General features: G+C 53.7%; 26 protein-coding genes. 11 read left to right on the top strand and 15 right to left on the bottom strand.

From position 1 onward, the window contains the following. Positions 1-148: 148 nt before the first annotated feature. The gene (urtA, locus tag M2418_RS01785) at positions 149-1,438 is read right to left on the bottom strand and encodes an urea ABC transporter substrate-binding protein (protein WP_250982105.1); all 1,290 of its coding nucleotides are present in this window, start codon (positions 1,436-1,438) and stop codon (positions 149-151) included. Positions 1,439-1,660: 222 nt separating this feature from the next. Further along, positions 1,661-1,861 carry a DUF2735 domain-containing protein gene (locus M2418_RS01780; protein ID WP_250982106.1) on the bottom strand — a complete coding sequence of 67 codons (201 nt, stop codon included), beginning with the start codon at positions 1,859-1,861 and terminating at the stop codon, positions 1,661-1,663. Between the two features lie 497 nt (positions 1,862-2,358). On the opposite strand from M2418_RS01780, the gene M2418_RS01775 reads away from it, so the two are divergent. The 3 genes from M2418_RS01775 to M2418_RS01765 all read left to right on the top strand — a co-directional run bounded on the left by M2418_RS01775 (position 2,359) and on the right by M2418_RS01765 (position 7,834). Further along, positions 2,359-3,393, top strand: a complete 1,035-nt coding sequence (locus tag M2418_RS01775; protein ID WP_192488234.1) for a glutamine synthetase beta-grasp domain-containing protein — start codon at positions 2,359-2,361, stop codon at positions 3,391-3,393. Between the two features lie 126 nt (positions 3,394-3,519). Further along, positions 3,520-6,915 (top strand): ATP-binding protein, encoded by a 3,396-nt coding sequence (locus M2418_RS01770; RefSeq protein WP_259143364.1) that lies wholly within the window; start codon positions 3,520-3,522, stop codon positions 6,913-6,915. Beyond that, the gene (locus M2418_RS01765) at positions 6,908-7,834 is read left to right on the top strand and encodes a response regulator transcription factor (protein ID WP_259143362.1); all 927 of its coding nucleotides are present in this window, start codon (positions 6,908-6,910) and stop codon (positions 7,832-7,834) included. Before M2418_RS01770 ends, M2418_RS01765 begins: the two co-directional genes overlap by 8 nt. A 12-nt stretch (positions 7,835-7,846) precedes the next feature. Here the strand turns inward: M2418_RS01765 and M2418_RS01760 are convergent, their stop codons facing one another. The 7 genes from M2418_RS01760 to M2418_RS01730 form a co-directional block, all read right to left on the bottom strand. After that, on the bottom strand, positions 7,847-8,578 hold the full coding sequence (locus tag M2418_RS01760; RefSeq protein ID WP_259143359.1) for a polysaccharide deacetylase family protein: 732 nt from the start codon (positions 8,576-8,578) through the stop codon (positions 7,847-7,849). Positions 8,579-8,749: 171 nt separating this feature from the next. Continuing rightward, positions 8,750-9,868, bottom strand: a complete 1,119-nt coding sequence (locus M2418_RS01755; protein WP_192488230.1) for a branched-chain amino acid ABC transporter substrate-binding protein — start codon at positions 9,866-9,868, stop codon at positions 8,750-8,752. Between the two features lie 119 nt (positions 9,869-9,987). Next, positions 9,988-10,341 (bottom strand): DUF6867 family protein, encoded by a 354-nt coding sequence (locus tag M2418_RS01750; RefSeq protein ID WP_259143357.1) that lies wholly within the window; start codon positions 10,339-10,341, stop codon positions 9,988-9,990. Between the two features lie 330 nt (positions 10,342-10,671). Beyond that, a complete protein-coding gene (locus M2418_RS01745; RefSeq protein ID WP_259143355.1) occupies positions 10,672-11,400 on the bottom strand; it encodes an ABC transporter ATP-binding protein in 729 nt (242 codons plus the stop codon). After that, positions 11,400-12,245 (bottom strand): ABC transporter ATP-binding protein, encoded by an 846-nt coding sequence (locus tag M2418_RS01740; RefSeq protein WP_371815269.1) that lies wholly within the window; start codon positions 12,243-12,245, stop codon positions 11,400-11,402. The genes M2418_RS01745 and M2418_RS01740 overlap by 1 nt, the downstream gene beginning before the upstream one ends. Before the next feature lie 20 nt (positions 12,246-12,265). Beyond that, positions 12,266-13,663: a high-affinity branched-chain amino acid ABC transporter permease LivM gene (livM, locus tag M2418_RS01735; protein ID WP_250982114.1), complete on the bottom strand. Its 1,398-nt coding sequence runs from the start codon at positions 13,661-13,663 to the stop codon at positions 12,266-12,268. Between the two features lie 4 nt (positions 13,664-13,667). Next, positions 13,668-14,570, bottom strand: a complete 903-nt coding sequence (locus M2418_RS01730) for a branched-chain amino acid ABC transporter permease (protein ID WP_192488225.1) — start codon at positions 14,568-14,570, stop codon at positions 13,668-13,670. 383 nt (positions 14,571-14,953) lie between these two features. On the opposite strand from M2418_RS01730, the gene cysQ reads away from it, so the two are divergent. Beyond that, positions 14,954-15,745, top strand: a complete 792-nt coding sequence (gene cysQ, locus M2418_RS01725) for a 3'(2'),5'-bisphosphate nucleotidase CysQ (protein WP_259143354.1) — start codon at positions 14,954-14,956, stop codon at positions 15,743-15,745. 63 nt (positions 15,746-15,808) lie between these two features. On the opposite strand, the gene M2418_RS01720 is transcribed toward cysQ, so the two are convergent. After that, a complete protein-coding gene (locus tag M2418_RS01720; RefSeq protein ID WP_259143353.1) occupies positions 15,809-16,513 on the bottom strand; it encodes a LuxR family transcriptional regulator in 705 nt (234 codons plus the stop codon). A 517-nt stretch (positions 16,514-17,030) separates the two neighbouring features. Here M2418_RS01720 and M2418_RS01715 point away from each other — a divergent pair. The 3 genes from M2418_RS01715 (at position 17,031) to M2418_RS01705 (ending at position 18,181) form a co-directional block, all read left to right on the top strand. Then, positions 17,031-17,306, top strand: coding sequence for a DUF1153 domain-containing protein (locus tag M2418_RS01715; protein WP_027675777.1), 276 nt, complete (start codon positions 17,031-17,033; stop codon positions 17,304-17,306). A gap of 273 nt (positions 17,307-17,579) precedes the next feature. Next, positions 17,580-17,861: a GNAT family N-acetyltransferase gene (locus M2418_RS01710; protein WP_259143351.1), complete on the top strand. Its 282-nt coding sequence runs from the start codon at positions 17,580-17,582 to the stop codon at positions 17,859-17,861. 152 nt (positions 17,862-18,013) lie between these two features. Next, positions 18,014-18,181, top strand: coding sequence for a hypothetical protein (locus tag M2418_RS01705; RefSeq protein WP_259143349.1), 168 nt, complete (start codon positions 18,014-18,016; stop codon positions 18,179-18,181). A gap of 7 nt (positions 18,182-18,188) precedes the next feature. Here M2418_RS01705 and M2418_RS01700 read toward each other — a convergent pair whose 3' ends face one another. Continuing rightward, a complete protein-coding gene (locus tag M2418_RS01700) occupies positions 18,189-18,539 on the bottom strand; it encodes a flagellar export protein FliJ (protein WP_250982118.1) in 351 nt (116 codons plus the stop codon). 439 nt (positions 18,540-18,978) lie between these two features. On the opposite strand from M2418_RS01700, the gene ctrA reads away from it, so the two are divergent. After that, a complete protein-coding gene (gene ctrA, locus M2418_RS01695; protein ID WP_192488220.1) occupies positions 18,979-19,683 on the top strand; it encodes a response regulator transcription factor CtrA in 705 nt (234 codons plus the stop codon). Between the two features lie 70 nt (positions 19,684-19,753). Here the strand turns inward: ctrA and M2418_RS01690 are convergent, their stop codons facing one another. Continuing rightward, positions 19,754-20,803 (bottom strand): alpha/beta fold hydrolase, encoded by a 1,050-nt coding sequence (locus M2418_RS01690; protein WP_259143339.1) that lies wholly within the window; start codon positions 20,801-20,803, stop codon positions 19,754-19,756. Between the two features lie 177 nt (positions 20,804-20,980). Further along, positions 20,981-21,625, bottom strand: coding sequence for a histidine phosphotransferase ChpT (chpT, locus tag M2418_RS01685; RefSeq protein ID WP_259143335.1), 645 nt, complete (start codon positions 21,623-21,625; stop codon positions 20,981-20,983). Positions 21,626-21,783: 158 nt separating this feature from the next. Between chpT and M2418_RS01680 the strand changes: the two genes are divergently transcribed. Together M2418_RS01680 and M2418_RS01675 are read left to right on the top strand one after the other, a co-directional pair. After that, positions 21,784-22,377, top strand: coding sequence for a DUF1134 domain-containing protein (locus M2418_RS01680; protein WP_192488217.1), 594 nt, complete (start codon positions 21,784-21,786; stop codon positions 22,375-22,377). A gap of 213 nt (positions 22,378-22,590) precedes the next feature. Beyond that, entirely contained in the window at positions 22,591-23,751 is a 1,161-nt protein-coding gene (locus M2418_RS01675) for a hypothetical protein (RefSeq protein ID WP_259143329.1), read from the top strand. 11 nt (positions 23,752-23,762) lie between these two features. Here M2418_RS01675 and M2418_RS01670 read toward each other — a convergent pair whose 3' ends face one another. Both M2418_RS01670 and M2418_RS01665 read right to left on the bottom strand, forming a co-directional pair. Then, entirely contained in the window at positions 23,763-24,644 is an 882-nt protein-coding gene (locus M2418_RS01670; protein ID WP_259143328.1) for an RNA methyltransferase, read from the bottom strand. Beyond that, a complete protein-coding gene (locus M2418_RS01665; protein ID WP_259143327.1) occupies positions 24,634-25,026 on the bottom strand; it encodes a hypothetical protein in 393 nt (130 codons plus the stop codon). The genes M2418_RS01670 and M2418_RS01665 overlap by 11 nt, the downstream gene beginning before the upstream one ends. Positions 25,027-25,063: 37 nt before the next feature. On the opposite strand from M2418_RS01665, the gene M2418_RS01660 reads away from it, so the two are divergent. Continuing rightward, a complete protein-coding gene (locus M2418_RS01660) occupies positions 25,064-26,101 on the top strand; it encodes an RluA family pseudouridine synthase (RefSeq protein ID WP_250982123.1) in 1,038 nt (345 codons plus the stop codon). Positions 26,102-26,149: the final 48 nt, after the last annotated feature.

Here is a 26,149-nt window from a genome sequence, read left to right as displayed (position 1 = left end):
CGAAAACTGGCAGACGAATTCTGGAGTGAAGGAGCTTTCCTTCATGCCTCAGGGGCTTTCCCCTTAGACGTCATCAGCGGGCCTCACCCGGCTTAGGCGCTTGGTGCCGACCAACTTCACGTTGATCGGCATCCGCATTTTTCGTTTATCAGCTGCCTTTGCCGCCGCACTTGCCCGAGGCCACGTTGAAGTTGCCGCACTCCATTGGCTTGCGCCAATCCGAGATCAGGTCCTTGCTGTCCGGCAGGTAATCGGACCACTCGTCGCCAACCACCTGTGGGGTCTGCTGAACGATATCGAACTGGCCATCGGCCTGGATTTCGCCAATCAGCACCGGCTTGGTGATGTGGTGGTTCGGCATGACGGTGGAATAACCGCCGGAGAGGTTTGGAACCGATACACCAATGATCGAGTCGAGAACGGCATCCGTCTCGGTCGTGCCAGCGGCCTCAACAGCCTTTACCCATGCACTGAAGCCGATATAGGCCGCTTCCATCGGGTCGTTGGTGACGCGCTTGTCATTTTTGGTAAAGGCGTGCCAGGTCTTGATGAACTCTGCATTGACTTCGGAATCGACGGACTGGAAGTAGTTCCAGGCTGCAAGGTGGCCAACCAGTGGTCCGGTGTCGAGACCGGCCAACTCTTCTTCACCAACCGAGAAGGCAACGACCGGAATGTCTTCAGCCTTGACGCCCTGGTTTGCCAGTTCCTTGTAGAACGGTACGTTGGCATCGCCATTGATGGTGGAAACAACGGCGGTCTTTTTGCCAGCCGAACCGAACTTCTTGATATCGGAAACGATGGTCTGCCAGTCGGAGTGACCAAATGGCGTGTAGTTGACCATGATGTCTTCAGACTTCACGCCCTTGGATTCAAGATAGGCCTTGAGGATCTTGTTGGTGGTCTGCGGATAGACATAGTCAGTACCAGCCAGAACCCAGCGCTCAACGCCTTCTGTGCTGGCGAGATAATCAACGGCCGGAATAGCCTGCTGGTTTGGTGCGGCACCGGTATAGAAAATGTTACGCGAGGATTCTTCGCCCTCATACTGAACCGGGTAGAACAGGATGGAGTTCAGCTCTTCAAACACCGGCAGAACGGATTTGCGCGAAGACGATGTCCAGCAACCGAACACGGCGGCAACCTTGTCCTGGCTGATCAGCTGACGTGCCTTTTCGGCAAACAGCGGCCAGTCGGAGGCCGGATCGACAACAACAGCTTCGAGTTTTTTGCCGAGAACGCCACCCTTCTTGTTCTGCTCTTCAATGAGCATCAACATGGCATCCTTCAGCGTCGTCTCGGAGATCGCCATGGTGCCGGAAAGGGAGTGAAGAACGCCAACCTTGATTGTGTCATCGGCAGCAAACGCGCCGTGGAAGGCGGTGGTGGACAGGATTGCGCCCAGCAGCGCGCCTGTAACCTTTGTTCTGAATGTCATCTGATCGAACCCCTCTTATGGTTTGCCTTAAAAGGCACCAGCAGCCTTTTTGACTGCCGCCGTGGGGAACTATCAAACGCACATCCGCAAAACCGTATACGTCAATTGACGTATGCAGGGTGGCGAAACAGGAAGGCAGAAAACTCAGCCATCAAGAAGGCCGCAAGAAGCGGCGCGGAAGGCAGGAGCATTATTCGTTTAAAAAGAACCTAGTGGTGGAACTTAGTTCTGCGGTTTTGGATCTGTAGACGTCTCAAGGATGGCTTCCTGGTGATACCAGCTGTCGAAGTCGACCTGAGGCAGGGGAGCGGCATGAGGTTCAGGGTGCACAGACGCGTCCTTGCGGAAGCGGTTGTAGCCTGCACGACCACCAACGGGAAACTGATAAATTCTGGCACTTTCCATTTGCGGTTCATTTCTCATGATATTCTCTCTTCGTTAAAAACACCTCAGCATCTTGCTTCATCCTAATATAGCGCATCAGGATCGAAATTTCACCGTATCGATTAAAAAAAAATCAGAAAGATTAAAAATTAGGCACTTAAGAAATCAGAGACGTGAAAGAGTAGTCTTTATGCAGCTAACGACCTAAAATCGGTCATTCCTGGCGCAAAAAGCGCCTCTATCGGCAAATTTCCGGTCCGAAGCGTTATAATAGCGCCCTTCCCTTTATAAAAACTTCATATTTGCAGGGAATTACGATTTGTCGCTTGGGTTTAAACGAACAGCTGAAACAGTCGTTCCACCGCGCACGAATCCACTCTCCAAAAGAATTTTGCAGCCGTTCCGCCAACCAAATTCAAACTGGCACGCCGCGTGCTTGTATGTAGGCAGCCCTTGAAAGCGAAAGCGGTTTCCCTGCGGCCTGAACAGGTCAGGGGATATCAAGGCTTCGCATTATTACCTATGAGAGGTTCGCAATGACTAAGTTTAAACTCGAGTACATCTGGCTCGATGGTTACAAGCCGGTAGCAAACCTGCGTGGCAAAACGCAGGTCAAGGAATTCGACGAATTCCCGACACTCGAGCAGCTTCCGCTTTGGGGCTTTGACGGCTCCTCCACCCAGCAGGCCGAAGGCCACAGCTCGGATTGCGTTCTGAAGCCAGTTGCCATTTATCCTGATCCAGCCCGTACCAACGGCGCGCTCGTCATGTGCGAAGTCATGATGCCAGATGGCGTTACGCCACACGCATCCAACAGCCGCGCGACCATCCTCGACGACGAAGATGCATGGTTCGGCTTCGAGCAGGAATATTTCTTCTACGAAGACGGCCGCCCGCTCGGCTTCCCTGAGCAGGGCTACCCAGCTCCGCAGGGCCCATACTACACAGGCGTTGGCTACAAGAATGTCGGCTCCATCGCCCGCGAAATCGTTGAAGAGCACCTCGACCTCTGCCTCGAAGCAGGCATCAACCACGAAGGCATCAACGCCGAAGTAGCCAAGGGTCAGTGGGAATTCCAGGTATTCGGCAAGGGCTCCAAGAAGGCCGCTGACCAGATCTGGATCGCTCGTTACCTGCTTCTGCGCCTTTGCGAAAAGTATGGCATCGACGTTGAATTCCATTGCAAGCCGCTCGGCGACACCGACTGGAACGGTTCGGGCATGCACTGCAACTTCTCTACCAAGTTCATGCGCGAAGTTGGCGGCAAGGAATATTTCGAAGCCCTCATGGCCGCGTTCTCCAAGAACTGGCAGGAGCATATCGACGTATACGGACCAGACAACCACCTGCGTCTGACCGGCAAGCACGAAACAGCCCCATGGAACAAGTTTTCCTACGGTATTGCTGATCGTGGCGCGTCGATCCGCGTTCCACACTCCTTCGTCAACAACGGTTACCGTGGTTACCTGGAAGACCGCCGCCCGAACTCACAGGGTTGCCCTTACCAGATCGCGTCTGTCGTTTTGAAGACGATCGCAGAAGTACCGACTGCAAAGTCGGCTGCGGCCTAACATAAAAATGATGGCGTCGTTCGATCCGGACGACGCCATTTTTGTGTCTGCACAGGCAGGCCGCGTTGCTAAGACGAGCAACGACCACAAACTCTGATAACGGTTTCGGAGGCTATGAAATCCGGCATGGCCGCACGACAACGCATCATTCCCGTCAGACGTGAATATAACCGTTGGGTCGCCAACCAGACGCTGGAAGATTATGCGTTGCGCTTTACCGCAAAAAGCGCCCGGCAGTTTTCATCAAACCGAATTTCCCATACCGCCATTGGCGCTATCTCCTTCCTAGCTCTCGAAGCTATCGGCGGTGCGATCACCCTGTCCTATGGCACGACCAACGCGTTTTTTGCCACTATAGTCGCGGCTGTCGCCATGTTGGCCGTCGGCCTGCCGATCAGCCGTTATGCCATCCGCCATGGCGTCGATATTGACCTTCTGACCCGCGGTGCAAGCTTTGGCTACATCGGCTCGACGATAACCTCGCTGATCTATGCCGCCTTCACCTTCATGTTGTTTGCCATCGAGGCATCCATCATGTCCGGTGCGCTGGAACTGGCGCTCGGCATCCCCTTGTGGATCGGCTACATCATTTCTGCCGTCATGGTCATACCGCTCGTGACGCACGGCGTGCGGTTGATCAGCAAGTTCCAGATCATGACCCAGCCATTCTGGATCATCCTGAACATATTGCCGTTTATCTTCATTGCTTTTCTGGACTGGGACAAATTCGATCTTTGGCTGGCCTTTTCCGGCATCCACCACACACCTGCACCAGTTGGAGAGTTTGCGCGGTTCAATCTCGTTGAATTTGGTGCCGCCTCCGCCGTCATTCTGGCATTGATGTCCCAGATCGGCGAACAGGTCGACTTTTTGCGCTTCCTGCCCGCCGAGGGCCAAAGCAAATTGCGCCATCGCATCGCTGTTTTTCTGGCAGGTGCCGGCTGGGTCGTGGTGGGGGTGCCAAAACTGCTGGCCGGCTCCTTCCTTGTCGTTCTGACCCTGTCGTCAGGCGTGCCAGTCGACAAGGCCGCCGACCCCTCGCAAATGTACCTCACCGCCTTCGGCTACATGATACCGAACGAAAATGCAGCCATGCTGTTAATGGTGGCTTTCGTGGTGGTGTCGCAGCTCAAGATCAATGTCATGAACGCCTATGCAGGATCGCTGGCATGGTCGAATTTCTTCTCCCGCCTCACCCATAGCCATCCCGGTCGCGTTGTGTGGCTGGTGTTTAACGTTGCCATCGCCCTGCTGTTGATGGAACTCGGCATTTACAAATTGCTGGAAGAAACGCTCGGCATATTCTCCATTGTTGCAATGGCGTGGCTATGCACGATCTCGGCCGACTTGTTTGTCAACAAGCCACTTGGCCTTGCTCCACCCGGTATCGAATTCAAGCGCGCCCACCTCTACGACATCAACCCGGTCGGTGTCGGCAGCATGATGCTATCAGCAACCATTGCACTTGCCGCCCATTTTGGCCTGTTCGGCTCAATGGCCGCCTCACTTGCACCCTACATCACGCTGGTGGTTGCCTTCATCGCCTCCCCGCTGATTGCGTGGGGTACGAAGGGAAAGTTTTATCTCGCTCGTAAGCCGCGCCAGAAATGGCATGAAGAAAGCAGCATTACCTGCTCTATCTGCGAGCACCCATTTGAGCCGGAGGACATGGCGTGGTGCCCTGCCTATGCAGCGCCTATCTGTTCGCTCTGCTGTTCGCTGGATAGCCGTTGTCATGACATGTGCAAACCCAAGGCAAAGCTCAATTATCAGGTAGCGACGGTCGCCAAGTCCTTCCTGCCCAATGAACTGGTGGCCAAACTTGCCACACGCCTTGGCCGTTATGGCATGTCAGCAGCATTGGCAATCGCAGCCCTTGGCGGCATTCTGGCATTGATTGCCCATCAGGTCGCCACAGCATCGCCGGAAACCGCTGATGTCGTGAACCGCACCATTCTTATCGTATTTTTTGTTTTCGCGGTCATTGCGGGCATCGTCTGCTGGTTTCTGGTCCTTGCCCACGACAGCCGCGTGGTCGCGGAAGAAGAATCATCGCGCCAAAACACGTTGCTGCTTAAGGAAATTGCCGCCCACCGCAAAACAGATGCCGCGCTGCAGACCGCCAAGGAAACCGCTGAGGCGGCAAACCGCGCTAAAAGTCGGTATGTGGTTGGCCTCAGTCATGAACTGCGCACGCCGCTCAATGCCGTGCTGGGTTACGCACAAATTCTCGAACGGGATGAAACTATCCCGGCGCCGCGCCAATCTGCCATCAAGGTCATCAAACGTTCAGCAGACCACTTGTCCGGTCTGATTGACGGCCTGCTGGATATTTCCAAGATTGAGGCTGGCCGACTGCAGGTCTACTCCAACGAAATCAATATCCAGGATTTTCTGGATCAGATCGTCGATATGTTTCGCCCGCAGGCTCAGGCCAAGGGGCTGACATTTCATCACATCAGGGCAAAGTCACTGCCGCAATATGTGCGCAACGATGAAAAACGCCTGCGTCAGATCCTCGTAAACCTTCTGTCCAATGCCATAAAGTTCACCGATACAGGCAGCGTGACCTTCGATGTTGCCTATCGTAGCCAGGTCGCCACCTTCACCGTGACGGACAGCGGACGCGGTATTTCCCCCAAGGATTTGGCGCGCATTTACGAACCGTTTCAGCGCGGTGAAGCGGATAACATCAAACCCATGCCGGGTCTTGGCCTTGGCCTCACCATCACCCAGCTATTGACCAACACGCTTGGCGGCGAAATTTCCGCCACCAGCGAAAAGGATGTAGGTTCGACATTCCGCGTGCGCCTTATGTTGTCGGCCATCGACCGCCCGAGCACGGCGCCGGCCGCTGAAAAGAAAATCGTGTCCTACGCCGGGCCACGTCGCACCATCATGGTGGTGGATGATAATGAGGACCACCGTGATCTGATGCAGGAAGTCCTCTCTCCGCTCGATTTTGTGGTGCTAACTGCCCAGAGTGGTCCGGACTGCCTGACCCTCATCGAAGGGTTAAGGCCGGACGCATTCCTCATCGACATTTCCATGCCCGGCATGAACGGCTGGCAACTGGTCGCCAAGCTGCGCGATGCCGGTCAAACCGCACCTATCATCATGTTGTCAGCCAATATTGGGGACACGGCCATTATTGGCCCAGGTACCGATGGCCATAATGATGCCATTGCCAAACCGGTCGACATTCGCAAGCTCTGTGACCGCCTCGCCGTGCATCTGGGTCTGCACTGGGTGTATGAAAAAGACCTTTCCACGGTCATTGTTTCGACAGCTCCGCCAGCCCCGTTAAAGGCACCGGCTTCTGTTCACCTTCAGGACTTGCTGCGCCTTGGGGAAATTGGCTACATCCGAGGTATCGAAGCCAAGCTGGATGATCTTGACCGCAGCCAAGAAAACCTGCCATTTACCGCACAAGCCCGCAATTTCGTGCGATCCTTCGACTTGACGGGTTACGCGGACTTTATAAAAAAATTTGAAGACAAAAGGACGGGCACGGATGACTGAGCCGATGAACCCGCGCGATATCGTGCTGCTGGTGGATGACAGCCCAGAAGCGTTGGGCTTTCTGACAGAGGCACTTGAGCAATCCGGTTTCTCCGTCCTGATTGCCACTTCCGGTCAAGCGGCCCTCAACATTATCGAACGCATTACCCCAGATATCATTCTGCTGGATGCGATCATGCCCTTGATGGACGGTTTTGAAACCTGCCGTCGTCTTAAGGCCAATGCCTCGGTCGCACAGGTGCCGGTTATCTTCATGACCGGTCTGACGGAGACCGAACATGTGGTGCACGCATTGGGTTCCGGTGGCGTCGACTATCTGACCAAGCCAATCAATATCGATGAATTGCGCGCCCGAATTCGTGTTCACTTGTCCAATGCCCGCTCAGCACAAAGTGCCCGTGTGGCACTGGATGCCGCCGGACGCCATCTGTTGGCGGTACGGGCCAATGGTGCAATCCACTGGTCAACACCGCAGGCGACACGGCTGATCAACGCAGCGACGGGCAGTGACGCCGGATTGGAAATTGTCTCCACCGAAATTGCCACCTGGCTTGGCACTCCCGATCGCGCCCGGCATATGCGGGATGCAGCCTTAAGCATTTCCAACAATGGGCAGGCGATCCTGCAGCTTACCTTCTTGGGAGCGATGGGGGCTGACGAATATCTGTTCCGCCTGATGGCAACCAATGACAAACCGGCCGATGCCTTGCTGCGACAACATTTTGGCCTGACGTTGCGGGAATCCGAAGTGTTATTGTGGATTGCCAAGGGTAAATCCAATCGCGACATCGGCGATATTCTTGGCCTTTCTGCCCGCACGGTGAACAAACATCTGGAGCAGATTTATGTGAAGCTTGGCGTTGAAAACCGCGCATCTGCTGCGGTGAAAGCAACGCAGGTCATCCATAACAACGGCTGAGCCCTCCTAAGTCTACGGTGCCTCCTCAGAACGGCTGGCGAGTAGCTGTGAAACGGTCACGAAATCAAAACCGCGCTGTCTCAGACCCTGGACAATCTTCGGTACGGCTGCACGGCTTGCCTCTCCGCTGCGATACATCACATGCAGCAAAATGATCGATCCATTCTGCGCTTTTTCAAGCACATGCGCAGCCATGGCATCAGCATTGCCCGCAATGTCAGGATAACTTTCCGGCTCTATGTCCCAGGTGATTGTTTTGCGATTATTCTGCGACAGATACCACGGCAAGGTCACCAGCTTTTTGCCATAAGGTGGGCGAAAATCGATCTCGCCCTGATAGCCGGCTGCACGGATAGCGGCATCAGTCCGCTCAATTTCGTCGGCAACGGTGGCAGGCCCTGTCAGTAACATGCGGGAATGCGAGTAGGAGTGATTGCCCACCTGATGCCCTGCCTCGACAATCGCCCGCGCCTGCGCCGGATTTTCCTGCATCTCTCTGCCGGTCAGGAAAAACGTTGCCGGGACATCATGCTCTTTCAGCATGTCCAGCACATCCTGTGTGAAACGAACGGTCGGACCATCATCAAATGTCAGGGCAACGAGGGGCTTGCTCGTTTCGACCCGGGCGAAAATCTCGCCAAACAACTGTGTGGTGCGAGAATTGCCGAGGGTGTAAAGGCCAAACAGACCGCCTCCCAGCCCAAGCACGACCAAACCGACTGTCAAAAGTCGCCGCATCACCATCGAATCTCTCCCGGCAGTTGTCCCCTCCACATTCATTGCAACGACAATGTCGCCTTTGTGGCAAAAACAATCTGGTGCGCGGGAAAGTCAGAAAACAGCTGCTATTCCGTGTCCTCAAAAGTAAAAAAGCCCGGCATCTCTGCCGGGCTTCTTGGATGCATTAGCAGAAACTTAGCTGCCCTGCTGGAAGTAGCTGAACTTGCCGTCCGGACCCTTCTTCCACTCGTACATAACGTAACCAGGAAGCTTTGGATCGCCCTTTTCGTCGAAGGAGATATCGCCAAGAACGGTCTTGAACGTACCCTTCTTCATTGCTTCGGCAACAGCTTCAGCGTCGGTCGAACCGGCAGCCTTGGCAGCTTCAGCAATCGTCTGGAGCGCAGCATAGGAGTACAGAGTGTAAGCTTCAGGGTTGAAGCCGGCAGCCTTGAACTTCTCTACCAGTTCCTTGTTTTCAGGACGCAGGGTTGGATCAGGACCGAATGTGTTGAGCGTGCCTTCAACAGCGTCACCAGCAATCGAGGCCAGTTCGTTGGACACGATACCGTCACCGGAAATGAGCGTTGCCTTGAGACCCTGGTCAGCAGCCTGACGGATGATCAGACCAGCTTCTGTGTGCAGGCCGCCCCAATAGATGATAGAAACGCCGGCTTCCTTCATCTTTGCGATCAGTGCGGAGAAGTCCTTGTCGCCGACGTTAACGCCTTCGTACATGGCTTCAGTCACACCAGCGGCGTTTGCAGCCTTTTTGGTTTCGTCGGCAAGGCCCTGACCATATGGGGTCTTGTCGTGAATGATGGCGATCTTTGCATCCTTGAAGTGGTCAGCAAGATACTTGCCGGCAATGCCGCCCTGCTGGTCGTCACGACCGCACGTACGGAAGGTGTTCCACAGGCCGCGTTCGGTGAAAACCGGGTTGGTCGCAGCAGGCGTCACTTCGAGAATGCCGTTTTCTGCGTACACTTCGGAAGCCGGGATCGAAACGCCCGAGTTGAAGTGACCAACAACAAACTTCACGCCGTCAGCAACGAACTTGTTGGCAACGGAGATGCCCTGCTTGGGGTCGGACACGTCGTCACCCAGGACGATCTTGATCTGTTCGCCGTTGATACCGCCAGCAGCATTAATGTCTGCTGCCGCTTGCTCGGCACCCTTCTGGAGCTGTGCACCGAACGCTGCGTTCGGGCCAGTCAGCGGGCCACCAACGGCGACGAGAATATCAGCCCAGGCAGAGCCGCTGAACGCGACCATTGCAGTCAGCGCCACTGCGGAAAGAAGAGACTTCTTCATTATGTTACTCCCAGTTCCTTTTGGATGGGTATTGTTGTTTACCTGTCCAGCCCCATCATCACTAAACAGGAAAGCTGTTCCACCTTTGCGAGCAGTCTGAGGTCAGAGACCCTGCCCTGTCAATCTTTCTTCTTCCAGGAAAAAGCAGAACTTTTTTCGTATAGCCAATAGTAGTTATTGACCATTTGGCTCGTTCTGCGAGTACGGAAACCGGCAACGGAAAAAACAAGCAACACCACCACATCGATTGTGTAGTAGAAGCCATTCAGTATCGGGCCGTTAAACAGCGCGTGATGCAAGAAGCGCATGGCAAAGCCCAGAAGTAACGTATAGACGATGACCCGAGGCATTTCGCCCCAACCATCGGCTACCGACTTGCCGGTACGCCATGCTGTCCAGAACCCCAGAAGCAGAACCAATACCCGCAAAACGTAACGAGGCATCGTATCTGTTTCGAAAAAAAGTCCCTGCATTTCATTTTCCCCTTTAGCGCGGTCGCCCTTACGACAGACGCTCCGTTATTCTTATTTTAAAACCGGTCCTTGCAGACCGGGAATTCCATTTCCCACCCCTTCAAATCTGTTGCCAGCTTTGAGGCCAAAGACGGGAAAGTATTTTGCGGCATGACATTTTTCAGAAAGAGAAACACCATTCCGATTGCAGGCGTGCCAGCTTCTTTTTGATGGCTGGCGACACCTGAATTTCTTTTCAAAACGTCGAACTCGTAAAAATATCGCCGTTCAAAATCTCGTTGCCTCACCTTTTATCGTCTTGAAAACCGCCAAAAGTTTTCATGACGAATATCAGTGGCGGCCACCTTCCAGATAGGCCGCACGCACTTCAGGATCGGCCAGAAGTTCCTTGCCGGAACCGCTCATGGTTACCTTGCCGTTCACCATCACATAAGCGCGGTCGGAAAGCTTGAGGGCAGCAAAAGCGTTCTGTTCAACAAGAAACACGGTCAGACCGTCTTCCCTGTTCAGTTTCTTGATCGCTTCGAAAATGCCCTTCACAATCAGGGGCGCCAGACCCAGTGAAGGTTCGTCCAGCAACAACAGTTTCGGACGGGCCATCAGCGCACGGCCGATGGACAGCATCTGCTGCTCACCGCCCGACAATGTACCGCCGCGCTGGCTCTGACGTTCCTTCAGGCGCGGGAACATCACAAAGATCTTCTCCACATCTTCCTTGAAGTATTTCAGATTATCCAGACCAGCGCCCATCTGAAGGTTTTCCAGAACCGTCATGCGCGGAAAAATGCGACGACCTTCAGGAGACTGCGCAATACGCTTGCGCGCAATCAGGTGTGTTGGAACACGGGTAATGTCCTCGCCATCGAAGATGACCGAACCGGAACGGGCCTGCGGGCTGCCGCAAATGGTCATCATCAACGTGGATTTGCCAGCACCGTTAGCGCCGATAAGGCTGACGATCTCGCCCCTGTTCACCTCGATATCGACACCGGCGAGCGCACGGATATTGCCGTAATAGGTTTCAACATTCTGGACTTTAAGAAGGGATTCACCGGACATCAGACCGCTCCCCCGTCAAGTTCTTCAGCAATAATTTCTTCCACTTCATCGTCCTCGACACCGAGGTAGGCGGCGATGACCTTGGGGTCATTCTTGACATGGTCCGGCGTCCCGTCAGAAATCTTCTGACCGTATTCAAGCACCACCACATGGTCGGAAATTTCCATAACCACCGACATGTCGTGCTCGATCAGCAGAAGCGATGTTCCTTCATCGCGAATGCCACGCAGCAATGCGTTCAGTGCCAGAGATTCCTTCGGGTTCAGACCAGCGGCCGGCTCATCGAGGCACAGAAGCTCAGGACCGGTGCACATGGCACGTGCAATTTCCAGACGGCGCTGCGCGCCATAGGAAAGATCACCTGCCGGATCATCAGCACGATCCGTTAGATTGGCCTTGTCGAGCCAGTACTTTGCCTTCTCGATGGCATCGGCTGCAGCGTTTTTGTAAGCCGCGAAACCCAGCAGACCGAGAATGGTGTAACCGGATGCCTTCATCAGCACGTTGTGCTGCGCAACCAGCAGGTTTTCGAGCACCGTCAGACCGGAGAAAAGCCGGATGTTCTGGAAGGTTCTCGCAACCTTGGCTTTTTTGGTGATCTCGAAATCCGGCAAACGTTCCAGAAGGTGCTGCTGACCCTCCTTCCCGTTCATCGTGATCATGCCCATTGTCGGTTTGTAAAAACCAGTGATGCAGTTGAACACAGTTGTTTTGCCAGCACCGTTCGGCCCGATCAACGCGGTGATTTCACCACGCTTGGCTTCAAACGAAAAGTCGTTGATGGCCATCAAGCCGCCGAACTTCATCGAGAGGTGTTCGACCTTCAGTATCGTATCTTTTTTCATGGAACTTGCTCCGGATGCCATCAGCCGTGACCTTCCTTCGTAAAGCTGCCGGAGACAGCCTTGCGTTTTTTCAAGAAGGCAGTTGGTTCGCGTGAACCCACAAAACCACGTGGCTTGAACAACATCACGATAATCATTGCCAGACCGAACAGCAGCATACGGTAGAGTTCCGGCGTGAAGTCATTGCCGAAGAAATGCTTGAGGAACTCCATTTCGCGCAGTGCTTCCGTGCCACCCACCATCACAACAGCCGCAATGGCAATGCCAGTGAGTGATCCCATGCCACCGAGAACCACGATGGCCAGAATGACCGCAGATTCAAGGAACACGAAGGATTCAGGCGATACGAACCCCTGACGAGCTGCGAAGAATGAACCGGCAAAACCACCAAACATCGCGCCTGTTGCAAAGGCGGTGAGTTTGGTCGCAACCGTGTCGATACCAAGCGAGCGGCAGGCAATTTCATCTTCACGCAGGGCTTCCCATGCACGACCGATCGGCATGCGACGCAGGCGGATCGTGACGTAGGCTGTCAGAAGGCAAAGCGCCAGGATGACGTAGAACAGGAAGATTTTATAATAGGCCGACGACATCGACAGACCAAAAGCCTTGGCGAAGTTGTTCGGCGCACCGGTATCGAACGACCAGATGCCGAAGACCGATGCCTTGGCGATGCTCGAGATACCGAACGTGCCCTTGGTCACATCTGTCCAGTTTATCAAAACAAGACGAATGATTTCACCGAAGGCAAGTGTCACGATAGCAAGATAGTCACCACGCAGGCGCAGAACGGGGAAGCCGAGGATAACACCCCAAAACGCCGCCAGGATACCGGACATTGGCAAGAGCAGCCAGAACGAGAAGCCGAAGTAGCTGGACAGCAGTGCATAAGAATAGGCACCAACCGCGTAGAACGCCACATATCCCAGATCAAGCAAACCGGCCAGACCGACAACGATATTCAAACCCCATGCCAGCATGACGTAGATCAGGATCTGGATACCGAAGTTATCAACGTATTTCAGTGAACCCTGAAAGCCGTTAATTGCGACCATAACAGGTGGGTAGAGAAGCAACGCAACAAGCGCGATCTTCAGAAAATACTTTTGGAAATCGCTTTTTTCTTCAGTGATATCCAGTACGCCAGTGCGTGCTTTTTTCAGTTTGCGTGAATCAAGCGCTGGCTTGATAAAACCAACAACCAGAAAACGACCGACAGCAGCGATAGCGACAAAAATCGCCAGAAGATCCCAACGGGTCTCCCAGACCAGTGCGTTATTGATATCCTGAAAGGTACGGATACCAACGAAAAGAAGGAACATGCCGAAGGAAATCAAGCCCGCGTAGAGGCCTTCCTTCAACGCCACGGCCGTAAGATCGGGGCTGGAGGATTTTGTTTCAGAGCCAGGATTTGCCATGTTTTTATACCTTCTCGACTTCGGGACGTCCGAGGATGCCCGTAGGCTTGAAGATCAGAACGAATGCAAGAATGGCAAAAGCTGCAACATCCTTGTAGGCAATCGAGAAATAGGCAGACCACAGGCTTTCGATCAGGCCGATCAGCAGACCACCCAGCACAGCGCCTGGCAGTGAGCCAATGCCGCCAAGAACCGCAGCCGTGAATGCCTTTACGCCCGGAATGAAGCCGTCATTGAACGAGGCAACACCATAATACATGAGGTACAGCGTGCCAGCGACGGCCGCGAGAGCAGCGCCCATAACAAAGGTGATCGAAATGGTGCGGTCTACATCGACACCCAGAAGTGCCGCCATCTTGCGGTCCTGCTCGGTTGCACGTTGCGCACGGCCAAGCGGTGTCTTGTTGACGATATACCAGAACACGAACAACAGCACGGATGTGACGGCCACAATGATAAGCTGCTTCAACGAGATGGTGATTGCGCCGAAGTGGAAGACATCTGTCACAAGCGACGGGATCGGCTTGTTGCGTGGACCCTGTGTAACCTGAATGAAGTTGGACAGCACAATCGACATGCCGATCGCGGTGATCAGCGGTGCGAGGCGGAAGGAACCACGCAGCGGCCGGTAAGCCACACGCTCAATCGTCCAGTTCCACAAACCGGTCATCAGCATCGCAACAACCATCATAAGAAGAAGGAGCAGCGCCACCGGAATACCGGCAAAAAACGATGTGAGAATGAGGAAGACGATAAGGGCTGCGAAGCCACCCAGCATGAAGATGTCGCCATGGGCGAAGTTGATCATGCCGATAATGCCGTAAACCATCGTATAGCCAATTGCGATCAGGCCATAGATAGAACCAAGAGTCAGCCCGTTTATGAGCTGCTGGATAAAATACTCCATATTTTCCCCCGGATGCACTCTCTAAAGGAGCACATCTCTTTTATTACGTTCCCGCGATCCTGTAAGACAGATCCGTATGAAATGCATAACGCGTTCGAAAGAAATGTGAAGCCCAAAAGGAAAATTTCAGCCAAATATTTGGAGTTTTCATATTCACTGCCGCATTTGGGATCACAAAGAGCAGGAATTCGGCAGAAGCTGAGCAAAAACCACTCATTTCGCAGTGTAATACAACGTTATCACTTAACGTAACTCGAAATGATACCCGTACCATTTCCCGACACAATTTAATGCTGTATTTATCAATGTTATATATCGTAAATACTTGAAATAAATGCGATATATCTGAGACAACGCTGGGAACCCGAGGACACATCGTCAAAATGCTGGAGCATCTGACACACGCAGCCTTTGCAGCAGGTCGAGAAATCATGGCCATCCACACGGCTGGGCCACATGTGCTCTATAAGAATGACTGTTCCCCCGTCACAGAGGCGGATCAGCGTGCCGAAGACGTTATTCTGGCAGCGCTGGAACAGGCTTTTCCCACTATTCCGGTTATTGCCGAAGAGGCTGTATCATCTGGCATCATGCCGGAAATATCCGGCGGCGATTTCTTTCTGGTCGACCCGCTTGATGGCACCAAGGAGTTCATCGCCGGAAACGACGATTTCACCGTCAATATTGCGCTGATTCGCGATGGTGAACCGGTAACCGGTGTGGTGCTGGCGCCTCTGCTCAGGACACTCTGGACCGGCCACGAAGGTATTGCCGAAAAGCTCACACTCGACGAGGATTTCAACATCGTCTCGCGGGAAGAGATCAACACAAGAAGCTGTCCTGACGCGATGATGGCGCTCATCAGTCGCTCGCACAGCACGCCGGAAACGACAGCTTTCGTTACACAGCATGGCATTCGCAATTTCAATTCGGTCGGATCATCGCTGAAATTCTGCCTTATTGCCGAAGGTCAGGCCGATGTTTATCCACGGTTTAGCCGCACCATGTTGTGGGATACGGCGGCAGGTGACGCCATCTTGCGCGCGGCCGGTGGCATCACAGTCACACCTGAAGGTGCCCCACTGGTCTATCTGCCCAAGATCTGCACGGAAGAAGGCCTTGCCAACGGCAACTTCGTGGCTTGGGGCACGCCCGCCATGGCGGAAAACACCTGATTATTGCTTTGAGAAGTAAGGACGGTTGATTGCTCCAATCATCCGCCCTGCCCGTGACCAAATTCACAGCAATCGATAACGATAGGCCCGCGCCACCGCTTGCATGCGGTTGACTGCCTCAAGCTTGCGCATCGCGCTTTTCAGGTAGCTGATCACGGTATGGCTGGAAATGGAGAGAATGATGGCGATCTCTTCACTGCTTTTACCGGCAGCAGACCAACGCAAACACTCAATTTCACGAGCCGTCAGTTTTTCCCGTGGCCCAGCCTGCAACAGACTGTCGCCAGATGCCCTGTCCAGAATCTCCACAGCTTCAAAATATAATGACGCCATATCTGGCTGCGTGGGATCGACAGCGTCGCTGCTGAGAGCCAACACATAGATATTCATATGTGCATCATGCAACGAGCAGGCCAGGACATTGGCATAGCCAAACCGGGCAAACTCCTTGCCAAGATCGGCCACATCACGACCATTCTCGTCCTGCCAGAAACATGAACCTGGCAGCAACACCGGAACGACCTTGCGCTTCAGCATGGCAATCAGCTTGCTGCTCCGAAACGCATCACTCAGCGAATAGGCATTCACCAGCCCGGTTGGCCAGTTGCTGTGAACGATATTGTCCCGGAAGCCGGATTTATCCGCACGTGGAAAAGCCGTCAGCATATAACGGTCAAAGCCATGTCGCTTGCATAAGTCTGCAAGGTCACTTTCCAGACGGTTTGGAAACTCGCTATCGCCCTTGTCTGTCATCACGGCCCCGGTCACACCCTGCACTCCGACGAAAACAGACCCTGAACTGCCATATCAATTGCATCAGTCGTTGAAACGTTGCCCGACACGTTTCTTCTCCCCTCTATAAAAGCATCTGGAAATTCACATTTGAAAATGGTGCTGGATTTTTGCATTGGCTTATCGGTTGGAACAGTACACGGAATCGCTGTGCAACCGACCATACTGCACGCATGAGAATAATAACATTAAAACATTCGAATATATTACAATTACAGTAATCGCCAGAAACAACAAATAAGAAATACTTAAATCAGCGGACACAGATATATCCGGCCGGGTTTATGTCGAAGATGTGCCTTTTTATTGGCACGACGAAGACTGCGTTTTTTTGATACGACCGTAATCTTTCGGCCAGATTTGAACCGTTTTCCTCACAGAACACCCGAAATAGTTCAAATTGTTAACAAATTCTCTCGAACAGCTTAGTTCTTTTTTAAAGTTAGCGCGCTAGGTTGATCCTATATGGTCTTGAGTTTGTATAGAGTGTCCAATGACCGAAATGATACGTCCACGAGTTAAATATGTCATCGGCCCAGATGGCAGCCCGCTAACAATTGCCGACCTTCCTCCGGCTGATACCCGTCGTTGGGTGATCCGTAGAAAGGCAGAAGTAGTTGCTGCGGTTCGGGGTGGGCTTTTGAGCCTGGAAGAAGCCTGTGAGCGTTATACGCTGACGGTTGAAGAATTCCTGTCCTGGCAGTCTTCGATTTCCGATCACGGCCTTGCAGGTCTGCGCACCACGCGCATCCAGCAGTACCGTCACTAGTTAAAGTCCTGTTGCGGCGTAAGCCGCATCGAGACCATTATACAAGATAGCGCCACGGCATGTTTAAAAACATGCACCGTGGCGTATCTGTTTTCAGCGGCCATACAAATGGCTCGCCTCGCGCTCCCCACCCACGGCATTCAGCGGCGTCGCACAAGCTGAACATGCCAAATTGTAACATCACTGTTCACAAACTGCGGTCACCTTTTCCCGTCTGCTGCTCATGTGGCATGGTATAGCTACGCCATCACAAACGTTAAGCGGGAGAAGATAATGGAATTCAAAAGCAGTGAAACGGGCTCAAAAGGTCTCTACACGGCAACGCTTGAGGGCCATACCGGAGAGATGACCTATTCTCGCGCATCGGAAAAGTTAATCATTCTTGATCACACCGGTGTTCCCGACGAGCTTCGCGGCAAAGGCGTTGGCCAGGCACTGGCAGCGCATGCAATCGAAGAGGCGCGAAAAGGTGGCTGGAAAATCATACCGCTTTGCCCTTTTTTCAAGGCGCAGGTGCTTCGTCACCCAGAATGGAACGACGTCATCTCCGGTTAAGCGGATTTCAGGTGCATAAAAATTGCCATTTTTTTGGATTCAAAACCCAACATTCGCGTCGATGGTCGTCAGGTCTTAAACATTTCAGCGGCGCGTTAACCGTTATAGATGGCCCCGGAACGCAAATCCAAGGTCGGATTCTCGGCTAAAGCATGACGAAAATCACCAGCGCGCGCCAAACGAATCACTTTCATCGCGAAAATGACAAAAAAATCCCAAAATGGGTTCAGGCACGCGCCTTCGATGAAGGCGCCTGCCTGAAAATAGTCATCAGTACAGCCTTTGCGAGAAAACGGATTTATCGTTTTGCCAGCAAATAAAGGTGGCTTATGCCCGTGCCCGCATGGCGCCATCGCGACTTTCGAGAGCAGCAGCCTTTTCATAATCGGCCACTACTTCCTCAAGCGATGCTTCGGCCGCCTCCTGCTGCGCCCTCAGTTCCCGAATGGAAACCTGAAGGTTATCAGCACGTTGACGTGCCGCCTTGGCAAAGGTCGGATACGCAAAATGTGTTGGGTCCGTAATGCCCGACTTGGATTCTTCAAGACTGATCTGGTGAACCAGTTCCTTAGCCATCCGGTCGAACTCCGCCATCATGAGTTGCAACTGCTGCAACTGGCGGCGTTTCTCGTTGACCTGAAATTCCTTCAGGCGAATTAGGCTGTCACGCGACTTCATACGCAATACTCCGTGGATGTCGAAACCCCGGTTCAAGACAATTTTAACCCGTTGATGCCGGTGTGAGCCGAAATCGTTCAAAAAAATAACAAGACGTTAATAAAAAAACGTCCGCGTTAACCTTTCGTTTACGGGCATCATTAATGATAACGACGATCATTTAAGGGTCGGTAAATGCCATGTCCAAAAAATTGGACGCGACAATGTACGAGTCGGTTGAATCACTTAGCACGATATCCTCATGTTAAGATTCAATGTTGGCGATGGTGGATTCATATGGAAAATCAGTGGCGTGCCATTTATATTTAACAAATTCGATACACTTGCCAGAGGCGATTAGAATTTGTTAACCATTTGATGGCAGCCTGCAAATCAGGCAACGTCTGGATCCGTATCGCGCAAGGCACTTACCTTCCGGCGGGCGGCAAAGGGGATAATTATGCGGGTTCTACTCATCGAAGACGACAGCGCGACAGCTCAGAGCATCGAGCTAATGCTGAAGTCAGAAAGTTTTAATGTCTACACGACCGATCTCGGCGAAGAGGGCGTGGATCTAGGCAAGCTGTATGACTACGATATCATTCTTCTCGACCTCAATCTTCCGGACATGTCCGGTTATGAAGTTTTGAGAACACTTCGCCTGTCCAAGGTGAAGACACCTATCCTTATTCTCTCCGGCATGGCCGGTATTGAAGACAAGGTACGTGGTCTCGGCTTCGGCGCAGACGACTACATGACTAAGCCATTCCATAAGGATGAGCTTGTTGCCCGTATCCACGCTATCGTGCGTCGTTCGAAGGGCCATGCCCAGTCGATCATCGCAACTGGCGAGCTGATCGTGAACCTCGACGCCAAGACTGTAGAAGTCGGCGGTCAGCGCGTTCACCTGACCGGCAAGGAATACCAGATGCTGGAGCTGCTTTCGCTCCGCAAGGGCACTACCCTTACCAAGGAAATGTTCCTCAACCACCTTTACGGCGGTATGGACGAGCCTGAACTCAAGATCATTGACGTGTTTATCTGTAAACTTCGCAAGAAGTTGGCAAATGCCGCAGGCGGCGCGAACTACATCGAAACGGTGTGGGGTCGTGGTTACGTTCTGCGCGAGCCGGATGGCGCGACAGAATATCTTGAAACTGCCTGATACCGCATTCCCCAATGCAAAAGCCCGCCTTCATGGCGGGCTTTTTTGTTTCAAGCGGTGAAACATACGGTCATTTCAGCGCCTCATGCAAAAATGAGACAATACCGTCAGCGATTTCGCGGTGAATATCTGCACGGTTTCGCCCGCCACCATCACGGCAAACAAAACCTTCTCCGGGCGATTCCTCTTCAATGATCTTGTCCGCACCAGGTTTGCACGTCTGCACAAAACTGAAATGTGTTGCATCGCCAATTTCCCGGTAAAGCGTTGAAGAAGCTAGCAAATGTTGCCGCAAATACTCTGAATCGCTTTTTATCGCGGCAATCTCAGCCGTCTCATGACCCGCAGCATAGACCAAAACCGGTATATCGATCCCTGCAAGACTGTCAGGCACAAAGCCGGAGGCAGGTCCAAGGTCAAGCGAGACAGCAGCCCTGATGCGCTTGTCTTTCAAATCCTGAGAAAGCTCTGGACGAGTGTTGCCACCGCCGACAATACCGATCCGCGCCATAAGTTTCAGGTCTTTGCATTGCGCAGGCATGACATCGCCCGTGCAGTCCTTGAGAGCGCGATCCACCTGATAACGACCGCCAGCCAGTTCGATTGCCGTCCAACCACCCAGAGAGTGGCCTATGACGGCGATTTTCCCGTCGTCTATCTCGCCAGCCAGCGACGTATTCTCCAGCACAGTCGTTAACGTGCGGCTGATATCGCGCGGACGCTCCCAAAGCCGCAAGGCTTCTGCGTCGTCCATATTCTGGAATGTCGTGCCAGGATGGTCTGGTGCCGCAACAACGTACCCGCTTTGCACAAGCTCACCAGCCAGCCAATTAAGGTTTCGCCAGCTGCCGCCATAACCATGCGACAGTAAAACCAACGGATGTCTGCCCGGTGCTGCCAACACATCCTGCTCGACACCAAGACCATAAAAGACAGGATTCTCCCCAACGGTCTCGGCTTTCGTCACCGTCTCGTTTGCCGGGTACCACAATGAAATCTTCAGCGGCCGATCATTACCTTTTTCAGCCTGCTCGATTTGTTTGAAACCTACCCCCGTGTCCGCCAGGGCAACCTGCCCTGTCAAAGTCAACACCAGCATCGCCAATGAAAAACAACGCATTTCCGTCTCCACATGTTGAACTGGGTCAATCCAATGAGACAGCTGTGCAAATGCGGCGACCTGAAACAGGTTTGAGGCCGACTGAAACATGATCAAGGACCAGCGGCTCTATAAAGCGGCATAAACAAAAACGGCGTCCACTGGACGCCGTTTGTTTAAGAATAGTCGGAGACCTGATCAGGCCTTGAGTGTCGCCACGAACACGATCTTGTCTTCGTGCACCGTATAATTCAGTTCCATGTCAGCTTCCTGTGCCAACAGCAGCGTATAATAGGGCTGCACGGAATGGGCGTCGATCGCCTCTTCAAGAGCGCCTTTGCAAAGCTCGGCGAACTTCGCCGGAACGCGCAGCATGCGGCCCTTAACGGTGATTTCAAATCGCGCATCGGTTTCTGGATTTTCCAAGACAACGTCGAGATTGCCACCGCGTGGAATAGCGCCGTAAGCGACCAGGAAAAGGTTCAGAAGCAACTTCACCCGGTTCTTGGCGACGATAGCGCGCGGCCCGGTCCAGCTAACCTCAACCTTCTTGTCGGCACCGGCAAAATCCTTTGCCGCTTTTTCACCCTCGCCCGTGTCGATGGACGCACCGGCCGAACCGGAAGCACCAAAGGCCAGACGGGCAAATTTCAGTCGCACAGAAGCGTTCAACGCGGATGTACGGATCAGATCCATTGCATCTTCGTCCGCGCCACCTTCATCAAGAAGCTCAAGGCCGTTGTTAATCGCGCCCACGGGCGAAATGACGTCGTGGCATACACGACTGCAAAGCAACGCCGCAAGATCGGCTCCCGAGAGTGTCAGGTTCGGGTTAATGGTCATAAATATCTCCTGCGCCGTCGGCTCTTCGGTCGTGCGTTATTTCAAGAATAACCTGCCGTCATAATGACACCATATTTGGTAAACCGATTATTAAGACCATGCTTCCAAAATGGTCAGATGTCATGATACGGCAAGTAAAACGAAACAGACGGACGGAAATGACGATGAGCCTCCACCAAATTCGCACTTTTGCGCACCTGGGACTGATCAGGATTTTCATGGTCGTTGCAGGAATGATTCTGCCGGCACAGGCCATGGCGCAAAGCAGTGACCAATACACGATGCAAGAAATCGTGGATGCAGGACACGGCTTTTTTGGCTCCACCACCGGTGGCCTTGCAAAGGTCGTTGAACAGGCATTCCAGCGTTACGGCCTGCCAAACGGTTATATTCTGGGCCAGGAAGGCTCAGGCGCATTTGTCGCGGGCCTCACCTATGGCGAAGGTCAGCTCTACACAAAGAACGCAGGTCAGCACCCAGTTTTCTGGCAAGGCCCATCGCTCGGCCTTGATTACGGTGGCCAAGGCACGCGCACCATGATGCTGGTTTATAACCTTGCATCCGTGGATGGTCTTTACCGCCGCTTTGGCGGTGTCAGTGGCTCCGCATTCGTTATTGCAGGTGTCGGCATGACCGTTTTGAAGAACAACGACGTAACCATTGCACCGATTCGCACCGGCATCGGCGCACGTCTCGGCATCAATGTCGGCTATCTCAAGCTGACGCAGCAGCCAACTTGGAACCCTTTCTGACATTTTTTGCAGTTGATATCGGCCGACGGTAAAAGCCAGCGTCGATTCGCCATCCCTTAACGCAGGTATGGAACGGCCAGCGCAAGCTCCGCGTGTGACACATGCGGCAGCTTTTTGCGTCGGTGGTGGCGACAAAAGTCAGAACGGTATAGCGTGTCTTAGTTTGGAGATCCCGGCGTGATCGAGTTTGCGATTTTATTTGGATTGGGTTTTTTGAGTGCCGCTCTTGTTGCAGCCCTCATAGCGCCCGCCATTCATCGCCGCATCGTCGCCTATACCGAAAAGCGCCTGCGCGCCACCATGCCCATCAGCCCCCAGGAAGTGCGTGCACAGAAGGACATGGCGCGTGCGCTGTATGCCGCCGAAAATGCGAGAACCCGCCAGGAGCTTGAAAATGAGCGCGCCAAGTCGGTCCAGATTTCCGTGCGCAGCAACAGCCTGGCCGATGATGCCAGCAAAATCCTGACCGAGAACCGCGAGCTTCGCCAGCATCTCGAAGAAATGTCTGTCGAGACCGGAGACCTGCGCTCCAGATTGCGCAAGCAGGAAGACGCCGCTGAAAAACTGAAAAGCACCTTGCGTCATGCAGAAGAAAGCAATCAGCTGAAGGCCGCAGAACTGGCTGACCTGATGAAGCGCGCCAGCCGTATCACTAGCGAGTTGGATGAGTTGAAAATCAACCTGTCTGCCCGTGAACTCGAGGTGGAACAGGCGCGTCAGCGCAATGATTCTTGGCGCAAGGAAAAAGATGCCATTACCCGCGATCTGAACAGCTCGACCGACAAAAGCCGCGACATGGCAAATCAGATCACCCGCGACAGCCGCAAGATCCACCGACTGGAAGAACAGCTGGCGCAAGAAGCTGCTCGCAATGCCGACAATGAAAATCTGATTGAGCGCCGCAACCAGGAAATCGCACGCCTCAAAGAGCGGTTAGCAACATCCGGTCCACAGTCCGGCGAAATGGTCATTCGCTTGCCCAACCCGGCCGTGGCCAACAAAAGTGCTGCTTCCACCCTACCAGAGATGCCTGTCGTGGCAGCAAAACCGCCCATCATCGATATCGCCGGCAGCGCCGCAACATCGGCCACAGCAGCTGACAAAGCTGATCTAAACAGCGAAATCGAAGAAATCCGCAATCAGGGAACGGCGCTCACCGAGCGCCTCATCAACATCAAGAATACCAACAATGATGAAGCGATCCGTCAGGAGATTGCCATCATTGCCGCGAGGATGATTGCCCTGACTGCCCGCCTTGAAGGCGACAACTCACCAATTCCGGAAATTCTGGCGCGTGACATCGCCAATCCGGATGCAACGCGCCAGAGCCTTGCGCAACGGGCAAACGAGCTTCTGTCGCAGAAACCAAACTAATCGAGATACGCTTACAAGCGGCCGAGTGCCGCCGCCATCTGGTAAAGCGCAAGACCAGATGACGTACCGGCATTCAAGCTGTCCAACCGCGCCGATTGCGAGATACGCGCCGTTCGAAAACGCGACAGCACCTCCGCTGGCAAACCGTCGCCTTCTGTTCCGATAACCAACGCCATACGCTCGGAAACCGGAATATTGCGAATTTCCGTTTCGCCGGCAGGAGACAACGCCCAGATGGTAAAACCTTCTGCCGCCAATTTTTCCAGCAGCGACACCGCATTGCCTTCACGGATGTAGGGCACCGCAAGCACAGAACCGACAGAGACACGCAGTGCCTTGCGATACAGCGGATCGCAGCATGTCTCGTCCAGGAGAACGGCATCGGCATAGAAGGCCGCTGCATTGCGGAACATGCCACCAATATTATCGTGGTTCGAAACGCCACAGCCAACCACCACCAGCGATGATTTTGGCAGCCTGGCAATCAGACTATCCAGTCCCTGCCCGGTCGCGTCGCCGTCAGCCTGAGCGCCTGCCAGACGTCGACCGAGCGCGAGGATACCGCGATGCAGGTGAAAACCGGCAATCGCATCCAGAACGGCAGCATCAGCAATGTAGAGCGGAACAGAGGCCGGAAACTCCTCCAGAATGCTGGCAACACCCTCCAGGCGGTTCTTCAGCACAAGAATGCATTCAGCCTCGAATGTACCGCCCTCGCGGTGGGCGGCTGCCAGCATGCGCAACACCACGGTGCCCTCGGCAATAAAACGCCCCTGCCGTCCGGTCAGATCGCGTTCCCTGATGTTGCAGAACGCTTCTATACGCGGATCATCGGCAGAGGTTATCTCGATGACAGCACGGCCGGTCGCGGCCGTTGTTGCCTCATTGTGCATCGATTGTCACATCGGCCACGAAGCGGCCCGTTGCGATATCAAACACCAGTGCCTTGCGTGTGCCATTTGCAAGCCTGCCCGTAAACAGCAACTGACCCGCAGCCAGCGAGGTATTTTCAATGACAAAGCCCTGGGGCAGGCTTGCGGTGGCAGAAACAGGTCCATCAGACGGCACTGCACCATTGACTGCAGCAACCGGAGCCTGCGTTTGCGTCTTGGATGGCCCCATAGCCTTGTAGACAACGGCTCCGAACACCGCCATAAGGCTGATGAACATCACGGACCCAGAAACGATCTGCAAGCGTATCATCTTGCGACGAACGCTTTCCATGGCCGGGTCGAGCGGCTTGTCTTCCTGTTCTTCTGGCTCGATCTGCGTCATCTGAGGTCCTGTCATTACTATTTGATCGGAAAGTTGAATGAACGACCCCTTTAAACAAGGCGCAGACGCAAGAAAAGTCCTGATTGCCGAAGAAGATGCCGAAGGTCGTCTGGATTCGTGGCTGACTACGGCTGTTGAGGGCGATTTTTCACGCAACCGCCTCAAATCTCTCATCGAGCAGGGTGCCGTCACCGTCAATGGTGTCGCCATCACTGAGCCAAAAAAGAAAATCCGCCCCGGTGACCGCGTGGAAATCAACATGCCGGAACCGGAAGATCCTGAACCGCAGGGCGAGGACATCCCGCTTGATGTTCTCTACGAAGACGAAGATTTGATCGTGCTCGTCAAACCGGCCGGTCTTGTCGTTCATCCCGGCGCTGGCAACTGGACGGGAACACTGGTCAACGCGTTGATCCATCACTGCGGTGATAGCCTTTCCGGTATCGGTGGCGTCAAACGCCCCGGCATCGTGCACCGCCTGGATAAAGAGACCAGCGGCGTTATGGTGGTTGCCAAAAACGACAATGCCCATCGCCATCTTGCTGCGCAGTTTGCCGACCATGGCCGCACAGGCCCACTGGAACGCGCCTACAAGGCAATCGTCTGGGGCCGCCCGAAACAGCTTCGTGGCACCATCGATGCGGCTCTCGGCCGTTCGGGCAATGACCGCACAAAGCGCACCGTGAAGCGCGAGGAAGCGGAAGACGCACGCGAAGCCATTACGCATTACGAAGTCATGGAACGCTACCGGGAGAAGCCGGACGCTTCGTGCCTTGCATCGATGGTCGAGTGCCATCTGGAAACTGGCCGTACGCACCAGATCCGCGTACATATGGCACATATCGGCAATCCATTACTTGGCGACCCCGAATACGGTGCAGCCTTCCGCACAAAGGCAAACCTGCTGGATGACGAAGCAAAAGCCGTAGTCAACCGCTTTCCCCGCCAGGCCCTGCATGCTTTCCTTTTGTGTTTTGAACATCCGCGCACCGGTGAGGTGATGGAGTTTGAAACCGACATGCCTGACGACATGGAGGAATTGGTGCAAGCGCTGCGAAACGACAAAGAGGCGTGAATTCAAGAATGGGACCGTTACCGGTCCTTTTTTATCAAAAAAGCAAAC

The organism is Rhizobium sp. BIGb0125, assembly GCF_024810055.1.
Taxonomy (GTDB): domain Bacteria; phylum Pseudomonadota; class Alphaproteobacteria; order Rhizobiales; family Rhizobiaceae; genus Agrobacterium.
This window is presented reverse-complemented; position numbering and strand designations above follow the sequence as displayed.